Raw genomic sequence first — 16,826 nt, 5'->3', positions numbered from 1 at the left:
CCGGCGCTGGTAGGTGGTTCTATGCGGATCCTCCCATGTGCCCGTTCTGGCAGTGCGGGCGCATCCGAAGGTGCAGGATGACGGGGGAACAACACCCAAGGAGGTGGGGACCGGTGTTCGGATTCGGGGGGCGCAGATCCCGCAGGAGGCTTGTCAAGGCCGAGCTCGGCGAGAGTTTCGATCACCTGATGCGGGCGGCCACCCACGCGGCGTCGGGGGTCGGGGCCACGGTGGGGCCACGGGCGTACGCGGCCCGGACCTATCTCGCGCCGACGGCGGGCAGGGTACGGGCGACGGCGTCGGAGAGCTGGGAGTCGGCGCTGCACAGGTTCGCGCCGTTGGCCACGGCCGCCGCGGACGGCGCCCGCCAGGCCGGCTCGGTCGCCCACAAGGCGAGATCGAAGAAGATGAGGGCGATGCGGAAGAAAAACTCGACGGGGCGCCGCCGCTGGCCGGTGCTGACCGGGCTGTTGGTCGCCGGGGCGGTGGCCGGCGCCGTGGGCGCGGCGGCGATGCGCAGGCGCGGACAGCGCCCGTGGGACGAGTACGACCCGGCGGCCGCACTGGACGCCGTGCGCGGCGACGCCGCCACGATCATGGACAGCTCGGCGGGCGGGACGACCCGGGAGACCACCGCGCCGAAGAACGCACCGACGGTGAAGGCGAAGGACCGGACGGCTCCGGCCGGCGAGAAGATCTCGACCGCGCCGATCGCCGAAGGCGCCAAGAAGGTGGTGGCCGCCAGCGGTGGCGAGAAGTCCGACGGACTGCTCGGTACGGCCGCATCGCGCAACAGCGGCGGCTGAGTCGCCCGCACAGCCCGGTGGCCGGGTCACGCCACAGCGGTAGCTGACCGGTCGGCGTGGGGTCTGCCACGGCCCCACGCCGGCCCGTGCCGCCACGCCCCACGCCGGCCCGTGCTGCCGCAGGTGGCGGTCAGCTCAGAGCCAGCGGTTGCGCCGGAACCAGCGGTAGAGCCCGAGCGAGATCACCAGCATCAGCGCGAGTACGACCGGATAGCCGTACTTCCATCCGGTCTCCGGCATGAAGTCGAAGTTCATCCCGTAGATCCCGGCGATCGCGGTCCAGACCGCGGCGATGGCGGCCCAGGCGGCGATCTTGCGCATGTCGTTGTTCTGGTCGACGGTGACCTGGGCCAGCCGGGCCTGGAGGATGGAGTTGAGCAGGTCGTCGTAGGAGTTGACCTGCTCGACCGTGCGGGCCAGGTGGTCCTGCACGTCGCGGAAGTACTTCCGGATCTCCTTCGGCACCTCCCGGTTGACCTGCGCGGTCAACGTCATCATCGGGCGCTGCAACGGGACGACGGCCCGCTTGAACTCGACCAGCTCCCGCTTCATCTGGTAGATCCGCTGGATCCGGCCGTGTGCCTGCCGGGCGAAGACCTCCGCCTCCAGCACGTCCAGGTCGTCGCCGACCTGGTCGGTGACCTCCAGATAGATGTCCACCACCCGGTCCATCACGGCGTACGCCACCGCCCAGGGGCCCTGGCGGAGGATCTCCTGCCGGGCCTCCAGCTCGGACCGGACCGGCGCCAGCCGGCAGGCGTCCCCGTGCCGGACCGTGACCACGAAGTTCGGCCCGATGAAGAGCATCATCTGGCCGGTCTCGATCACCTCGGAGGTCTCGGTCAGCTCGCCGTGCCGGACGTACCGGACGGTACGCAGCACCAGGAAGCTGACCTCACCGAAGCGCTCCAGCTTGGCCCGCTGCTCCGCCTTGACGGCGTCCTCGACGGCAAGTTCGTGCAGCCCGTACGCCGCCGCGATGCCGGCCATCTCCGGCTGGCTCGGCTCGTGCACGCCCAGCCAGACGAAGGCGCCGGGCCGCTTCCGGGCCGCTTCCAGCGCCTCGGCGTAACCCACCTGCTCCGACTGCCGGACGCCGTCGACGTAGAGACCGCAGTCGACCACGCCCAACCCGTCCGGCCGGGAGTCCTCCGGGGTCCGCCCCTGGCCGACCTCGGTGTTCAACATCCGGGTCACGGCCGCCCGCACCGGTGCCGCCCAGGCCCGGGGTCTCGGCCGGCCGTTCCCGCTGACCGCCACTCGATCGGAATCGACCTGATCGGGCATCGCCACCGCCCCCCTTCGGCCTGCGTTCGGGTGCGCGTTGCAGCGTACGCCGCCCGCGCTCGACCGCGGACATGTCGCAGGTCACGCCCGGCAGCGGGAGCGGGTGGACGGGACGGGTCCGGCGGCGGCCGCGGAGGGTGGCGCCGGGTGGACCGTCCACGTCGGGGGGTGAGGTGCGGACGGCCCACCCGGCACCCTGGGGGCGGGGGTTTGGTTCCGGGCGCGCCAACCGCAGCACGATGCGTGCCCGCCGTCCGGGCGCGGGACGGGGGCGTAGCCGCGAGTGGCGCTCGCAGCATTGTGGGCCGGCTACCGGCGCGTAGGAAGCCCCGAATCGACCGTCGGCCACTTTTGTCAGATATCCGACAGAATATTGCCAGGAACGACTGCGCCACTATCGCGCAGCCGTTCCTGGTCGTCGGCTACCGGGGCGCCTCCCCCGCATGCGCTTCTCCGGACCGCCCCTACTGGCGTACCGCCTGGATCGCGTCGGCCAGCCGGCGCACGCCCTCGTCGATCTGGTCGACCGTCACCCCGGAGTACGCCAGCCGCAGCGCGTGCTGGCCACCCTCCACCAGGAAGTCGCTGCCCTTCACCACGGTGACGCCCCGCTCGGCCGCCGCCGGTGCCAGCCGGTCCACGTGCACGTTCTGCGGCAGCTCGATCCAGAGGAAGTAGCCGCCGTTCGGCTCCGTGAAGCGGGCGTCGGGGATGTGCGCGCGCAGCGCCGTGGCCAGGGCTGCGGCCCGGTCACCGAGAGCGCTGCTGACGGTCGCGATGGAGCGATCGAGGTCACCGCTGAGGCAGAACTGGTACACGATCGCCTGGGCCACCATCCCGGGCGAGATGTAGAGGTTCGTCGCCTCCCTGGCGATGTCGGCGATCAGCGGCGCCGGCCCGACCAGGTAGCCGACCCGGACTCCCGGGCAGACCGTCTTGGTGAAGCTGGAGGCGTGCACCACGCTGCCCCGCCGGTCGAGGGAGAGCATCGACGGCAGCGGCTCGCCCCGGAACCGGATGTCCGCGTACGGGTCGTCCTCGAAGATCGTGAAGTCGTACTCGGTGGCGAGGTCGAGCAGGGCCTGCCGCTTCTCCAGCGACAGGGTCACCCCGGCCGGGTTCTGGAAGTTGGGGATGATGTGCGCCAGCTTCGGGCGTACCCCCGACTCGAGCAGCTTGCCCAGCTCGTCGACGTCGACACCGTCCGGCTGGATGGTGACGGGGTGCAGTTCACCGCCGGAGCGCTGCAGGTTCAGCAGGGTGCGGTCGTAGGTCGGCCGCTCCACCACGACCGCATCGCCGGGGCGCACGAGGTGCTGGAAGAGGAAGGCATCCGCCTGGAGGGATCCGTTGGTGACCAGGACCTGGTCGACGTCGACCCCGTGCTTGTCGGCGATCCACTTCCGCAGGGGCGGGTAACCGACGGATGTCCCGTACCCGGTGATGCCGGCCGGGTCGGCGTCGAAGGCGCGTCCGGCCGCGGCCTTCAGCCCCTCGATGTCGACGATGTCCAGCGACGGCGCCCCACGGGCGAAGGAGATCAGCTGCTCGACAGTCATGACTACCCAGCGTACGGGCGCTGCCAGCGTCCCGGGCGGAGGCACGACAATGTCCGTATCTTGGGCGGGCGAAACCGACCGGCGGGCGATTCGCCCCGGCTGGTGCCGATCTCGCCGGCCGCAGAGAGCTCCACGAGGCCGCCGGTCGGATCGGGCGACGCCGGTCAGATCGCGGCGACCGCCGGGGCGCCCAGCCAGACCCGGACGATGTCCCGGACCGAGATCATCCCGACCACCTCGCCGTCCTCCATCACCACCAGGTGCCGGAAGCCGCCCCGGGACATCGCCTCGGCCGCCTCGTGCACCGTCCAGTCCGGCCCGGCGTAGACCACGTCCCAGGTCAGGTGCGCGGCGGCCCGCTCCGCGTCGACGTCGAGGCCGGCGCCGACCGCCTTGAGGACGTCGCGCTCGGTCATGATGCCGACGCCCTCGGAATCGGGATCGACGACGACGGCGGAGCCGACGCCCCGCCCGGACATCATCGCGGCGGCCTGACGCAGCGTGTGCTCGGGGCCGACCACCAGGACATTGCCGGACATCGCCTCACGTACCAGCATCACACATCACATCCTTGGGACGAGGAGACCGGTCAGGGACAGACTGGACGCTTCCCGCGCGGAGTACAAGACGCTCTAGCGGGAAGTACGAGCGGCGATGTGGGCCGCGGCCCGGATGGCTAGTCTCGACGCGTGTCCACAGAGCCCCTACGCTGCGCCGGAGCCCTGATCGTCGACGACGAGGGCCGGATCTTCATCCAGCGACGGTCGCCCCACCGGAAGCTCTTTCCCGACACCTGGGACGTCGTCGGGGGTCACGTCGAGCCGGGGGAGACCGTCGAGGAGGCGCTCCTCCGCGAGGTCACCGAGGAGACCGGCTGGACCGTCTCGCTGGTGCTCGGCACCGTCGGCGAATACCGCTACACCCCCGACGACGGGATCGAGCGGATCGAGACGGACTTCCTGGTCCGGGTCGACGGCGACCTGGCCCGTCCCCGGCTGGAGCCGGGCAAGCACACCGAGTTCCGCTGGCTCGCCGAGGACGAGGTGGCACTCCTCGACGAGCACCGCGACGTCAACGACGGCCTGATCCGGCGGATCGCGGAGGACGGCTTCCGCGCCCTGCACCTGATCGGCCTCTGAACGACCCGTCCCGCTCGCCCCGCACCAGGCCGACCCACTCCCGGGTCCGTTACCGCCCCTGACGGGCGCTTTCCTCCGCTTCACGAGTTGACACGTCGGCCCGGGTTGGCCCGCCGTTCGCCGGGAATTCGCCTACCGGACACCCGGCGCTATCCTCCCTGCGTTGGACGTGTCGCGAGGAAGGACCCGGGATGATCGGTGTGGTATTGGCCGCGGGGGCAGGTCGCCGGCTGCGGCCGTACACGGACACCCTGCCCAAGGCGCTCATTCCGGTCGACGGCGAGACGACGATCCTCGACATCGCGCTGCGCAACCTGGCCGAGGTCGGGCTGACCGACGTGACCGTGGTGGTCGGCTACGCCGCCGGGGCGGTGCGGGCCCGGCAGTCCGCCCTCCAGGACCGGTACGGCGTGACCCTCAACCTGGTGCAGAACGACCGGGCCGAGGAGTGGAACAACGCGTACTCGCTCTGGCTGGCCCGGGAGCACTTCGCCCAGGGAGCGCTGCTGGTCAACGGCGACACCGTGCACCCGGTCGACGTGGAGCGCATCCTGCTCGCCCGGCGCGGTCCCGGGATCCTGCTCGCGGTCGACACCGTCAAGAAGCTCGCCGACGAGGAGATGAAGACGGTCTTCGACGACTCCGGCCGGCTCACCCGGATCAACAAGCAGCTGGACCCGGCGCAGGCGTACGGGGAGTACATCGGCGCCACCCTGATCGAACCCGGGGTCGCGGGCGGGCTGGCCGACGCGCTGGAGGCGACCTGGCGGCGCGATCCACACCTCTACTACGAGGACGGCTACCAGGAGTTCGCGGATCGCGGCGGCGAGGTGCGGGCGGCCCCGATCGGTGACCTGCCCTGGGTGGAGGTCGACAACCACGACGACCTGATCCGAGCCCGGGAGATCGCGTGCCACTACTGACCCGTACCGTCAACACCCCGCTCGCCATCGACGTGCGCCGGGGCGCGGTCGCGGACCTCGGCGCGCTCCTGGCCGACCGGCGCATCTCCGGCGGCGGCGAGGTGGCGGTGGTGGTCGGCCCGGGGCAGGGCGAGCGGATCGCCGAGCTCTGCCGGCCCGGCCTCGGCAACGCCGACGTCTTCACCGTCACCGGTGGCAGCATCGACGCCGCCCTGGAGCTCGGCGAGCGGCTCCGCTGCCGCTCCTACGACGCGGTGGTCGGCATCGGCGGCGGCCGGACCATCGACACCGCCAAGTACGCCGCCTCCCGGTACGCCATCCCGATGGTGAGCGTCGCGACCAGCCTCGCCAACGACGGGATCGCCTCCCCGGTCGCCTCCCTGGACCACGACGGCGGCAAGGGCTCCTACGGCGTGCAGATCCCGATCGCCGTCGTGGTCGACCTGGACTTCGTGGAGAACGGTCCGGACCGGCAGACCCAGGCCGGGATCGGCGACGCGCTGAGCAACCTCAACGCGGTCGCGGACTGGGAGCTGGCCCACCGGGTACGCGCCGAGCCGATCGACGGGCTCGCCGTGACCCTCGCCCGGACCGGGGCGGAGGCGCTGGTCAACCACCCCGGCAAGATCACCGACGACGGCTTCCTCACCGCGCTCGCCGAGGCGCTGATCCTCGGCGGGCTCGCCATGTCGGTCAGCGGCTCCAGCCGGCCGGCCAGCGGCGGCTGCCACGAGATCTCGCACGCCCTCGACGAGCTCCACCCGGGCACCGCCTCGCACGGCGAGCAGGTCGGGCTCGGCGCGCTCTTCTGCACCTACCTCCGGGGCGACCTGGAGCGGTTCGGCCAGCTCGCCTCCTGCCTGCACCGGCACGGCCTGGCCACCACCCCGGCCGAGCTGGGACTCGGCGACGACGACTTCGTCGCCGCCGTGCACCACGCCCCGCGTACCCGGCCGGACCGGTACACGATTCTCGAACACCTCGACCTGTCTCCTGCCGAGATCGGTGAACGGCTGGCAAACTACAGCGATGCGATCCGTGAACATCTCGGTTGATCTGGTGTCCCCGCCCAGCACCGCCGACTTCTACCGGGTCAACCGGGGCGGCGGCCTGTTCAGCGAGGCGGTCAGCCAGCGGATCGGCGCCGCCCTCGCCATGGCCGCGCACCGCACGGGACTGCCCCCCACGGCGCTGACCATGGCCAACCTGGTGCTCGGGCTGGCGGTCTCGGTGACCGTGGTGACCCTGGCCGGGCCGGTGGCGGCCGGGGACGTACCGGCCTGGGTGGTCGGGCTGACCGCGCTGCTGGGCTGGCAACTCGCGTACGCCCTGGACTGCGCGGACGGGCAGCTCGCCCGGGTCACCGGCCAGGGCAGCCCGGCCGGCGCCCGGGTGGACGTGCTCTGCGACGTGGCCGCCCAGATCGCGCTTGTCACCGCCCTCTCGGCGACGGCGGTGGCGCAGCGGCCCTCGGCACCGATCTGGCTGGTCGCGGCGTTCGCCGGCACCTGGATGGTCAACCTGGTCACCTCGGTGATGGCCGCCGGCCCGAACGCGGCCAGCATGGTCACCTCGACCTCACTGCCGGTCCGCCTGGTCAAGCTGATCCGGGACTACGGCGCGGTGATCTTCCTGGCCGGGCTGGTGCTGACGGTCGTGCCCGAGTGGACGACCTGGCTGATCGCCGCGTTCACCCTCGTCAACGGCGGGTTCCTGCTCGCCAGCATCGCGTTCTCCGCCCGCGCCTCGCTCCGCTGAGGTGTAAGGAAGGGCCCCCGCTTATCGTTTTCTGTTGTAGAAGGGCCCCCGCCTAACACCTAACACCTCAGAGCTGGCGTAGACGTCGAGGAGCTGCTTGGTGACGACGTCGGGGTGGAAGGTGCGCTCGTAGCGGGCGCGGGCGAGCGGCGCGACCGCGGCCGCGGTGTCCCGGGCGCTCGGCAGGGCGGCGGCCAGGGCGGCGGGGTCGGGCTCGACGAGCCAGCCCGCCAGCCCGGCCGGGTCGTCGGCGCCGACCAGGTACGGAATGCCGCCGAGCGCCGTACCCAGCACCGGGCGGCCGGCGGCCAGCGCCTCGATCACCACCGTCGGCAGCACGTCGTGCCAGGTCGGCACGGCCAGCACCACGGCGGTGGAGCGGAGCGCCGCCGCCACCCCGGGCCGGTCGAGCGGGCCGAGGAACTCGATGTCGGTCCGGTGCGCGGCGGCCTCCTCGGCCAGCGGGCGCAGCTCGCCGTCCCCGGCGATCCGCAGCGGCCCGAGCGAGCCGACCGGATGGCGGCGCCAGGCGTCGAGGAGCAGCCCGACCCCCTTCTCCGGGGAGAGCCGGCCGAAGAAGAGGAAGCCCTCGCCGAGCGGTGGCGGCGGGCCCGGGTCCGGGATCGCGTTCGGCTTGACCACGATCCGCTCCGCGGGGATGCCGTAGTCGCGCAGGTGCGCGGCGATGCCGGAGGTGAGCGCGATGTAGCGGTCCACCGAGCGCCAGGTCGGCCGGTGTACGGCCAGCGTCGTCGCCATCAGCGCGCTCTGCGCCCGGGAGCCCCGGTAGCAGCGGTGCACGATCGCCGGCACCCCGAGCGCCCGGCCCCGGCAGTCCTGGCAGATCCGCCCGTCCCGGAAGTAGAGCCCGGAGGAGCAGACCTGGCGGTAGTTGTGCACCGTCTGCACCACCGGCACCCCGTGCCGGTGCGCGGTCCGGACCACCCAGGGCGAGAGCAGCGGGTACGGGTTGTGCAGGTGCAGTACGTCCGGCCGGTGCTCGGTGATCAGCCGGCTCAGCTCCTGCTGGGCGCGGGGCGCGTAGATCGGCGAGATCGGCAGCAGCACCTTCTCGGCCGTGGAGAACTCCGCGATCTCGTCGGAACTGCGCAGGAAGGGATGTACCGTCACCCCGGCCGCCCGAAGCTGGCCGATCTCCTGGTCGACGATGGTGTTCTCGCCGGACGGCTGCGCCTCGCGGTAGCGGTTGTGCGCGACGATGACCTGCACGCCCGTCTCCTCCTCCGACCCCGGTCGTTCGCTTCCGGGCGGGCGCGTCCGGCGCGTCCGCGGGATTGAACGCTACCGTTAACTCCGTGCCCGAGTTACCTGAGGTGGAGGCGCTCGCCGGTTACCTGCGCGAGCGGGCGGTCGGCCGGCGGGTCGACCGGGTCGAGGTGGCGGCGATCAGCGCCCTGAAGACGTACGATCCGGCACCCTCGGCGGCGGCCGGCCGGGAGGTCGTGGCCGCCGGCCGGCACGGCAAGTTCCTCGACGTGGAGTTCGCCGGGGATCTGCACCTGGTGGTGCACCTGGCCCGGGCCGGCTGGCTGCACTACCGGGAGGCGTTTCCCTCCGCCGCACCGCTCAAGCCCGGCAAGGGCCCGATCGCGCTGCGGGTACGGCTCGACGACGGGTCCGGTTTCGACCTGACCGAGGCCGGTACGCAGAAGAAGCTCGCCGCGTACCTGGTGACCGATCCGGCGCTGGTGCCGGGGGTGTCCCGGCTCGGGCCGGACGCGCTCGCCGCCGACCTGCCGACCTTCGGCACGCGGCTGCGCGGCCGGCGTGGCCAGGTCAAGGGGGTGCTGACCGACCAGGAGGTGCTGGCCGGGGTCGGCAACGCGTACTCCGACGAGATCCTGCACACCGCGAGGCTGTCGCCGTTCGCGCTGACCAACCGGCTCACCGACGAGCAGGTGGCGACGCTGCACGAGGCGACCCGGCAGGTGCTCGGCGACGCCGTGCAGCGGTCGCTGGGCCAGCGGGCGGCGGAGCTGAAGGGTGAGAAGCGGGCCGGGTTGCGGGTGCACGCCCGGACCGGGCTGCCCTGTCCGGTCTGTGGCGACACGATCCGTGAGGTGTCGTTCGCCGACTCCAGCCTGCAGTACTGTCCGAAATGTCAGACCGGCGGCAAGCCGCTCGCCGACCGCCGGCTCTCCCGGCTGGTGCGCTGAGCACCGACGCCCGTCCCGGCCCAGCGGGTCGACCTCCCCCTTCCTGCGCGGTCGACCTCCCGTCCTGCGCGGTCGGCTTCGCTTGTTGCGCGGTCGTGTTTGGATGTTGAGCGATCGTGCTTGTACGTTGGGTGATCCCGGCTCCTGCACCAGGGCAAAAACGCCCAGTGGGCAAGAAACCGGCCGCCACCGGGCTCTACCGTCAACCTCTTCCGTCGGTATAGTGACCCGGTCTGCGACTCCGCTGTGGGCGGCCCGGCTTCTGTGGGCGGGCGGGCGGCGCACTGTCCCTCGGGTCGGCGTCCCCGTAGGGCCGGCATGGGAGAGACTGAGACGGTGGGCGACCCGAGCCCTTACGGCAGATGGGCGGCACGTGTCACGCGGGAGGACGTGGGTGAGGTGACGACAAGCCTCCAGCGCCCGGTAGGCAACGGCCGACCGAGTACTCTGCGTCACGTCGACAGCTTCGAGATCCAGCCACCGACCGCTCCGCAGCCGAACGGGATACCCCGCTCGGCGTGGGCGCGGGCGCGGCGGAGGGTCTCCCGCTGGCACCGCCCCTACATCGCGATCCTGCTGCTGCTGGACTTCGGGGCGGCGGTGCTGGCGAGCTGGCTCGCCATCTGGTGGTTCGACCAGGCGGCGGCCGGCTTCACCGATGCGGGCACCGACCCCACCTGGTTCCACACCGTCTCCTACCTGCTGTTGCCGCTCGGCTGGCTGATCGTGCTCTGGGGCAACGGCGCCTACGACCGCCGCTACCTGGGGCTCGGCACCGACGAGTTCAAGCGGGTCACCCGGGCCGGGGTGGCGGTCGCGGCAAGCGTCTCCTTCCTCGCCTTCGCCACCAAGACGGACCTGTCGCGATACACGGTCGGCACCGCGCTGCTCGGTGCACTGCTACTGATCCTGGTCGCCCGCTCCACCGCCCGGCTGGTCCTGCACACGGTGCGGCGCCGGGGCACCCAGGCCGCGCAGCGGATCGTGCTGGTCGGCACCCTGCCGGAGGCCCTTGAGGTCTACACGGCGGTCAGCCGGGTGCCGGCGGCCGGCCTCACCCCGGTGGCGATCCACCTCACCGACGGTTACGCCGCCGCCCGGGGCATCGAGACCCCGATTCCGGTCTACGCCGGCCGGGACATCCTCTCCCTGGTCCGCGAGGTCGGCGGCGACACCATCGCGGTCTGCGGCTCGGCCAGCACCGAGCCCGGCGAGCTGCGCCGGCTCGCCTGGCAACTGGAGGGCTCCGGGGTCGACCTGATCGTGGCGCCGCAGCTCACCGACATCGCCGGCCCCCGGGTGCACATCCGGCCGATCGAGGGCCTGCCGCTGCTGCACGTCGAGGAGCCGACGCTCTCCGGGCCGGCCCTGCTGGCCAAGAACCTGCTGGACCGGGTCGCCGCCGGGCTGGGGCTGCTGTTCCTGGTCCCCCTCTTCGTGGTGATCGCGATCTCGATCCGGGTCTCCGACCCCGGGCCGGTCTTCTTCCGGCAGCCCCGGGTCGGTCACGAGGGCCGGACGTTCCGGGTCTGGAAGTTCCGGACCATGTACGTCGACGCCGAGCAGCGGCTCGCCAGCCTGGTCGACCAGAACGAGACCGACGGCATGCTGTTCAAGATCAAGAAGGATCCCCGGGTCTTCCCGGCCGGCCGGTTCCTCCGGGCCAGCTCGCTCGACGAGCTGCCCCAGCTGATCAACGTGCTCTGGGGCGAGATGTCCCTGGTCGGTCCCCGCCCACTCCCCGCCGACGACGGCGACTTCCTCGGCGACGTGCGCCGCCGGCTGCTGGTCCGCCCCGGCATCACCGGGCTCTGGCAGGTCTCCGGCCGCTCCGACCTCTCCTGGGACGAGGCCGTCCGGCTGGACCTCTACTACGTCGACAACTGGTCGCTGGCGTACGACCTGAGCATCCTCTGGCGCACCGTCGGGGTGGTGCTGGCCCGCAAGGGCGCGTACTGACCCGTAAGGGCGCGTACCGAGCGGTCCGGGGCGTACCCGGGCCGATCGCTGGCTTGGCGAACCGGCCGGCCAACCGGCAGGATCTCTGCGTGGGGTGGCCGAACCTCTCCACGGCGGTCGCCGTGGTGGCGATGATCAGTGCGCTGGGCGCCGCGCTCTTCGCCGTCGTCCGGCTGCGCGCCCGGCGGGGCATCGCCACCGCCACCCAGCGGGCCACCTACGACGTGTTGCACACCGCCGGGCTGGCCGCCGAACCGCTGCGCGCCGGGCTCACCCCGGCGAGCGCGGCGAAGGCGGTGCGCCACCTGCGTACCCTGGTCGGCTCCGCCGGGCTGGCGCTGGCCGACCAGGAGCGGCTGCTCGCCATCGACGGCCGGGGCGGCCACCATGCCGACCAGCTCGTCGCCGCCGCTGCCGGCACCATCAGGGCCCGCCGCTCGACCGTGCTCGGCGAGTCGGAGCTGCGCTGCGACCGGGTCGACTGCCCGGTCCGGGGCGCGGTGATCGCCCCGCTCACCGGCCCCGACGGCCGGGCGGCGGCGGCACTGGTGGCGATCGCCGACGACCAGCCGGCGCCCGGTCTGGTGCAGGCCGCCCTGGAGACCGCGCACTGGGCCGGCGCCCAGCTCGCCCTCGCCGAGCTCGACTCCTCCCGGGAGCGGCTCGCCCGGGCCGAGGTACGCGCGCTGCGGGCCCAGATCAGCCCGCACTTCATCTACAACGCGCTGACCGCGATCGGCTCGTTCGTCCGGACCGACCCGGAGCGGGCCCGGGAACTGATCCTGGAGTTCGCCGAGTTCACCCGCTACTCGTTCCGGGCGCACGGCGAGTTCACCACCCTCGCCGAGGAGCTGCGGTCGATCGACCGTTATCTGACCATCGAGCGGGCCCGGTTCGGCGACCGGCTCCAGGTGAAGCTCCAGATCGCCCCGGAGGTGCTGCCGGTCAGCCTGCCGTTCCTCTGCCTCCAGCCGCTTGTCGAGAACGCCGTCCGGCACGGGTTGTCCCGCAAGCCGGGGCCGGGAATGCTCAGTATCGAGGCCCAGGACGCGGGCGCGGAATGCTACATAACGGTCGAGGACGACGGCGTCGGGATGGATCCGGCGGTGCTGGCCGCCGGCATCGCCGAGGCCGCCGCCGACCCGATCGAGGACTCCGGCCAGCACGTCGGCCTCTCCAACGTGGACGAAAGGCTCCGGTCGGTCTTCGGCGACCAGTTCGGCCTGGTCGTCGAGACCGGCCTCGGATCGGGTACGAAGGTGAGCATGCGGATACCGAAGTTCCACCGACACGTCCGGGCGAGCGCATGAGGGCTGTCCCGTGACCGGCTTCCTGCGGGTGCTGGCCGTCGACGACGAGCCTCCGGCGCTCGACGAGCTCGCGTACCACCTGCGGGCCGATCCACGGGTGTCCAGGCTGCACACCGCCGGGGACGCCACCGAGGCGCTGCGGGTGCTCCGGGACGCCGACGTCGACGTGGTCTTCCTCGACATCCGGATGCCGGGACTGGACGGCATGGAACTGGCCCGGGTGCTGCGGCGGTTCGCCCGGCCACCGGCGATCGTCTTCGTCACCGCCTACGACGACGGAGCGGTGGACGCCTTCGACCTCGGCGCCACCGACTACGTGCGCAAGCCGGTCCGGGCCGAGCGGCTCGCCGAGTCGCTGCGCCGGGTGGTCGGCTCCCGGGTGGTGCCGACCCATCCGGCGGCACTGGCCAGGGCCGAACCCGACCCGACGATCCCGGTCGAGCTGGCCGGCACCACCCGGATGCTGCCCCGCTCGGCCGTACGCTGGGTCGAGGCGCAGGGCGACTACGCCCGGCTGCACACCGCCGACGGCTCACACCTGGTCCGGGTGCCGCTGGCCACCCTCGCCGAGCGGTGGGCGGACGCCGGGTTCGTCCGCATCCACCGCTCGTATCTCGTGCAGCTCCGGCTCATCGCCGAGCTGCGACTCGCCAACTCCGGCTACGTGGTGGTGATCGACGAGGCGGAGCTGCCGGTCAGCCGCCGGCACACCCGGGAACTCAAGGACAAGCTGGTCCGGGCCGCGAAGCAGGACTGGAACCGCTGACCGACCTGGCCCGGCCCGCGACGTCAGGACTTCGGCTGGGTGATCCGGATGTGGTTGCCGAACGGATCCCGCAGAGCGCAGTCGATCCCGTAGAAGCGCTCGGTCGGTTCCTCGGTGAACTCGACGCCCCGGCCCAGCAGCGTCTCGTACGTCTTGCGACAGTCGTCGGTGGCGAAGATCAGGGTGCCGCCGGTGGCGCCCTTGGTCACCAGCTCGCGGACCTGCTGGGCCGTCTCCTCGGACATCGCCGGCGGGCCCGGCCGCTCCAGCAGCACCTGCCGCTCCGGCTGCCCGGGGACGTTGACGGTCAGCCAGCGCATGAAGCCGAGGTCGGCGTCGGTGTTGACCTCCAGGCCGAGCTTGCCGACATAGAAGTCAAGGGCCTCGTCCTGGTCGAGGACGTAGATCTGCGAGTGCGTAATGGCGTTCAGCATGTGCGTCACGGTACGGGGCGGACCCGGCGGGAAACTTATCCAAAACCGCTCGATCGGCGGACCGTACCGGCAGCTCAGCGGGGTGGCCCGGCCGGGCGCGTCCAGGCCATCGTGAAACACGTCGGTACGTTCGCGGCGGCCGCCGCCGCCCGGCGGTACGCCCTCGGCGAACGGCCGACGACGTCCCGGAACGTGCGGCTGAAGGTCCCCAGGCTGCCGAAGCCGACCGCGAAGCAGATCTCCGTCACGCTGCGGTCGGTCTCCCGCAGCAGGAACATCGCCCGCTCGACCCGGCGCCGCTGGAGGTAGCGGTGCGGCGTCTCGCCGAAGGTGGCCCGGAAGGTGCGGGTGAAGTGCGCCTCCGACACGTGGGCGATCCGGGCCAGGGACGGCACGTCCAGTGGCTGGGCGTAGGCCCGGTCCATCGCGTCCCGCGCCCGCAGCATCCGGCGGTTGGTCTCCTCCACGGCGCGACTCACGCCACCATCACAGCACGTCCTGCCCGGTGGCCGGCCCGGTGGTGGATGGGCCGTCGTCTCAGGATCAGGCGGACATCGTCGGCCGGGGCAACGGCACGGACGGGGCCGGGGCCGGCGTGCTGCGGTAGCCGGCGGCCTGCAGGGTGAAGAGCTCGGCGTAGCGCCCGCCGGTGGCCATGAGGTCGTCGTGGCTGCCGGCCTCGACGAGACGACCGTGGTGCAGTACGTAGATCCGGTCGGCGTGCCGGACGTTGGCGAGCCGGTGGGTTATCAGGATGGTGGTGGCCCGACCCTGCCGGTCCCGGATGGCCTGGAAGAGGGCGTCCTCGGCGCGCGGGTCGAGCGCGGAGGAGGGCTCGTCCATGATCAGCAGCTCCGCGTCGCGGAGGAAGCCACGGGCGGCGGTGATCCGCTGCCACTGCCCGCCGGAGAGGTCCTGGCCGTTGGCGAAGGTGCGGTCCAGCAGCGTTTCGTACCCGTACGGCAGCTCCCGGATCATGTCGTGGGCGGCTGCACGGGCGGCGGCGGCCTCGATCCGGTCCTGCCGTGGCTCGGCCCCGATGTCGCCGATGGCGATGTTGGTCGCGGCCGTGAACGGCCACTTGTGGTACTCCTGCGTGACGACCGCCATCCGGGTCCGCAGGCCGTTGAGATCCCATTCCTCCAGCGCCCGGTCGTTCCAGCGGATGCCTCCCTCGGTCGGCGTACGCAGGGTGGCGATCATCGCGGCCAGCGTCGACTTGCCGGAGCCGTTCTCGCCGACGAAGGCCACCGTCTGCCCGGCGCGGATCGTCAGGCTCACCCGGTCGACGGCCCGATCCTCCCGGTCGGGATAGCAGAGACTGACCTCCTCGATCCTGATCTCGCGCAACCGCTCCGGGATGCGGGTGGAGACGGGGGCGGGGGCGGTCTCGTCGCCGGCCGGGCGAGTCGACCCGGTCACGTCGGGCAGGTAGGCAGCGGCGCGGGTCATGAATCCGGTGTAGTCCCGGAAGTGCTGCCCCTCCGTGTAGACCCGGTCGACCTGGAAGGTGGCGACGGCGAGGGAACGCTGGGCAGCCTGGACCGCGACGACACAGGTCGCGGCGGCGGCGAGCGGGATCTGCCCGTTGATCAGCAGCAGCCCGAGCATGATGTAGACCACGGCGGTGGCCCCGCCGCCGATCATGGCCCCGACGGTGGTGGTCGTGGTGACCCGCCGGGCCAGGGCCAGCTGGATGTCGGTCTCCACCCCCATCACCCGGTCGTACTGGTCGAGCAGGAACCGGCGCAGCCCGTAGGAGCGGAGCTCGGGGGCGGAGTCCCGTTCGGCCATCAGGCGGTGCAGCAGCCACAGCCGTCGCCGCCGCACCGAGCCGGCCGCATAGGTCCGGTAGCGCAGGTGGCCGGCGCGGAGGGAGGCCCAGGCGTTCGGCACGGTCGCCACCAGCAGCGCGAGCAGCAGCAACGGGTGGATCACGACGACGGCGACCGCCACCGCCAGCAGCCCGGTCAGGCCGGCGAGCAGGTTCATCGACGACTGCACCAGCCCGGCCGTGGCCTCCGCTCCCCGGGAGGCCCGTTCCATGTCGTCGGCGAACGCGTCCGCGTCGAACGCCTCCAGCCGAACCGCCGTGGTCACCTCGAAGAGGCCCCGCTCCACCTCCCGGTCCACCTTCGGGGTCAGCCCGTTCTGCGCGTACCCCATGGCGCTGGCCATCCCGGCCCGCAGCGCCGTCACCGCGGCCAGCACCGTCAGGGCCGGCAGCGCCGCGACCACCTTGTCCGCGGTGGGTCCGCCGGCGAAGAGCTCCACCAGCACCCGTTGCGTCGCGAGAAGCCCGAACGCCGACATCACGCCCGCGCCGACCGTCATCGCTGCCACCACCGAGGTGCGGGCCCGGTCGGCGCGCCAGCTGAGCCGGGACGCGGCCCAGACCAGTCGGGGCAGCTCGACGAAGACGGCGAAGAGGCCGGCCTCGGCCCGGGCCCGTACCCCGGTCTCCCACCACATCGCCCGCAGCTCCGGCAGGACCGACTCCGCGGGCCGGTCCGGCTCCACTTCGCCGGTACGACCACCGGCGGGATCCGCATCGCCGGGGTTGCCGGTCTCCCGCATGGTCGTGGGCATGCTCTCGGCCATCGACGTACCTCCCGGGGGATCACGAGCCCAGCCCAGCCTGGTGGTCACGGTGGCCGATCACGTGCGGGCACCGCACCAGGCATGGCGCTCAGTATCACCCCTGGCAC

Annotated in this window: 16 protein-coding genes; 9 read left to right on the top strand and 7 right to left on the bottom strand. The window is 72.3% G+C overall.

The genetic code is table 11. The features are described 5' to 3' along the window. The first annotated feature begins 113 nt into the window (after positions 1-113). On the top strand, positions 114-806 hold the full coding sequence (locus tag ACN27G_RS31860) for a hypothetical protein (RefSeq protein WP_421496369.1): 693 nt from the start codon (positions 114-116) through the stop codon (positions 804-806). 135 nt (positions 807-941) lie between these two features. On the opposite strand, the gene corA is transcribed toward ACN27G_RS31860, so the two are convergent. The 3 genes from corA to ACN27G_RS31845 all read right to left on the bottom strand — a co-directional run bounded on the left by corA (position 942) and on the right by ACN27G_RS31845 (position 4,209). Then, a complete protein-coding gene (gene corA, locus ACN27G_RS31855) occupies positions 942-2,093 on the bottom strand; it encodes a magnesium/cobalt transporter CorA (protein ID WP_421496368.1) in 1,152 nt (383 codons plus the stop codon). Between the two features lie 464 nt (positions 2,094-2,557). Further along, positions 2,558-3,652 carry a PLP-dependent aminotransferase family protein gene (locus ACN27G_RS31850; RefSeq protein ID WP_421496367.1) on the bottom strand — a complete coding sequence of 365 codons (1,095 nt, stop codon included), beginning with the start codon at positions 3,650-3,652 and terminating at the stop codon, positions 2,558-2,560. 164 nt (positions 3,653-3,816) lie between these two features. Continuing rightward, entirely contained in the window at positions 3,817-4,209 is a 393-nt protein-coding gene (locus ACN27G_RS31845; protein WP_421497535.1) for a cyclic nucleotide-binding/CBS domain-containing protein, read from the bottom strand. Positions 4,210-4,341: 132 nt separating this feature from the next. On the opposite strand from ACN27G_RS31845, the gene ACN27G_RS31840 reads away from it, so the two are divergent. From ACN27G_RS31840 to ACN27G_RS31825, 4 genes are all read left to right on the top strand, one after another. Continuing rightward, a complete protein-coding gene (locus ACN27G_RS31840) occupies positions 4,342-4,791 on the top strand; it encodes an NUDIX hydrolase (RefSeq protein ID WP_421496366.1) in 450 nt (149 codons plus the stop codon). Positions 4,792-4,982: 191 nt separating this feature from the next. Continuing rightward, on the top strand, positions 4,983-5,714 hold the full coding sequence (locus ACN27G_RS31835; protein ID WP_421496365.1) for a sugar phosphate nucleotidyltransferase: 732 nt from the start codon (positions 4,983-4,985) through the stop codon (positions 5,712-5,714). Then, positions 5,702-6,769, top strand: a complete 1,068-nt coding sequence (locus ACN27G_RS31830) for an iron-containing alcohol dehydrogenase family protein (RefSeq protein ID WP_421496364.1) — start codon at positions 5,702-5,704, stop codon at positions 6,767-6,769. Before ACN27G_RS31835 ends, ACN27G_RS31830 begins: the two co-directional genes overlap by 13 nt. Next, positions 6,744-7,472 (top strand): CDP-alcohol phosphatidyltransferase family protein, encoded by a 729-nt coding sequence (locus ACN27G_RS31825; RefSeq protein WP_421496363.1) that lies wholly within the window; start codon positions 6,744-6,746, stop codon positions 7,470-7,472. Before ACN27G_RS31830 ends, ACN27G_RS31825 begins: the two co-directional genes overlap by 26 nt. 21 nt (positions 7,473-7,493) lie before the next feature. Here ACN27G_RS31825 and ACN27G_RS31820 read toward each other — a convergent pair whose 3' ends face one another. Then, positions 7,494-8,702, bottom strand: coding sequence for a glycosyltransferase family 4 protein (locus ACN27G_RS31820; protein ID WP_421496362.1), 1,209 nt, complete (start codon positions 8,700-8,702; stop codon positions 7,494-7,496). A gap of 86 nt (positions 8,703-8,788) precedes the next feature. Between ACN27G_RS31820 and ACN27G_RS31815 the strand changes: the two genes are divergently transcribed. The 4 genes from ACN27G_RS31815 (at position 8,789) to ACN27G_RS31800 (ending at position 13,684) form a co-directional block, all read left to right on the top strand. Next, a complete protein-coding gene (locus tag ACN27G_RS31815; protein WP_421496361.1) occupies positions 8,789-9,649 on the top strand; it encodes an Fpg/Nei family DNA glycosylase in 861 nt (286 codons plus the stop codon). Between the two features lie 390 nt (positions 9,650-10,039). Further along, positions 10,040-11,608: a sugar transferase gene (locus ACN27G_RS31810; protein ID WP_421496360.1), complete on the top strand. Its 1,569-nt coding sequence runs from the start codon at positions 10,040-10,042 to the stop codon at positions 11,606-11,608. 131 nt (positions 11,609-11,739) lie between these two features. Further along, positions 11,740-12,918, top strand: a complete 1,179-nt coding sequence (locus ACN27G_RS31805; RefSeq protein ID WP_421497534.1) for a sensor histidine kinase — start codon at positions 11,740-11,742, stop codon at positions 12,916-12,918. A gap of 10 nt (positions 12,919-12,928) precedes the next feature. Next, positions 12,929-13,684, top strand: a complete 756-nt coding sequence (locus ACN27G_RS31800; RefSeq protein WP_421496359.1) for a LytR/AlgR family response regulator transcription factor — start codon at positions 12,929-12,931, stop codon at positions 13,682-13,684. Positions 13,685-13,707: 23 nt separating this feature from the next. Here ACN27G_RS31800 and ACN27G_RS31795 read toward each other — a convergent pair whose 3' ends face one another. The 3 genes from ACN27G_RS31795 to ACN27G_RS31785 all read right to left on the bottom strand — a co-directional run bounded on the left by ACN27G_RS31795 (position 13,708) and on the right by ACN27G_RS31785 (position 16,590). Then, positions 13,708-14,118 carry a VOC family protein gene (locus tag ACN27G_RS31795; protein WP_421496358.1) on the bottom strand — a complete coding sequence of 137 codons (411 nt, stop codon included), beginning with the start codon at positions 14,116-14,118 and terminating at the stop codon, positions 13,708-13,710. Between the two features lie 74 nt (positions 14,119-14,192). Next, positions 14,193-14,597 (bottom strand): helix-turn-helix domain-containing protein, encoded by a 405-nt coding sequence (locus tag ACN27G_RS31790; protein WP_421496357.1) that lies wholly within the window; start codon positions 14,595-14,597, stop codon positions 14,193-14,195. 64 nt (positions 14,598-14,661) lie between these two features. Further along, positions 14,662-16,590 (bottom strand): ABC transporter ATP-binding protein, encoded by a 1,929-nt coding sequence (locus ACN27G_RS31785; protein ID WP_421497533.1) that lies wholly within the window; start codon positions 16,588-16,590, stop codon positions 14,662-14,664. Positions 16,591-16,826 lie beyond the last annotated feature (236 nt).

It is taken from the genome of Plantactinospora sp. WMMB334 (assembly GCF_049179095.1).
Taxonomy (GTDB): Bacteria; Actinomycetota; Actinomycetes; order Mycobacteriales; family Micromonosporaceae; genus Plantactinospora.
Note: the sequence above shows the minus strand (reverse complement) of the source record. Positions and strands in the feature narration are given on the sequence as shown.

Bases quoted from the DNA above. Each gene is read 5' to 3' on its own strand.
- ACN27G_RS31825 (WP_421496363.1), top strand. From the start codon at position 6,744: ATGCGATCCGTGAACATCTCGGTTGATCTGGTGTCCCCGCCCAGCACC.
- ACN27G_RS31795 (WP_421496358.1), bottom strand. From the start codon at position 14,118: ATGCTGAACGCCATTACGCACTCGCAGATCTACGTCCTCGACCAGGAC.
- ACN27G_RS31805 (WP_421497534.1), top strand. From the start codon at position 11,740: ATGATCAGTGCGCTGGGCGCCGCGCTCTTCGCCGTCGTCCGGCTGCGC.
- ACN27G_RS31835 (WP_421496365.1), top strand. From the start codon at position 4,983: ATGATCGGTGTGGTATTGGCCGCGGGGGCAGGTCGCCGGCTGCGGCCG.
- corA (WP_421496368.1), bottom strand. From the start codon at position 2,093: ATGCCCGATCAGGTCGATTCCGATCGAGTGGCGGTCAGCGGGAACGGC.
- ACN27G_RS31785 (WP_421497533.1), bottom strand. From the start codon at position 16,590: ATGTGGTGGGAGACCGGGGTACGGGCCCGGGCCGAGGCCGGCCTCTTC.
- ACN27G_RS31845 (WP_421497535.1), bottom strand. From the start codon at position 4,209: ATGCTGGTACGTGAGGCGATGTCCGGCAATGTCCTGGTGGTCGGCCCC.
- ACN27G_RS31850 (WP_421496367.1), bottom strand. From the start codon at position 3,652: ATGACTGTCGAGCAGCTGATCTCCTTCGCCCGTGGGGCGCCGTCGCTG.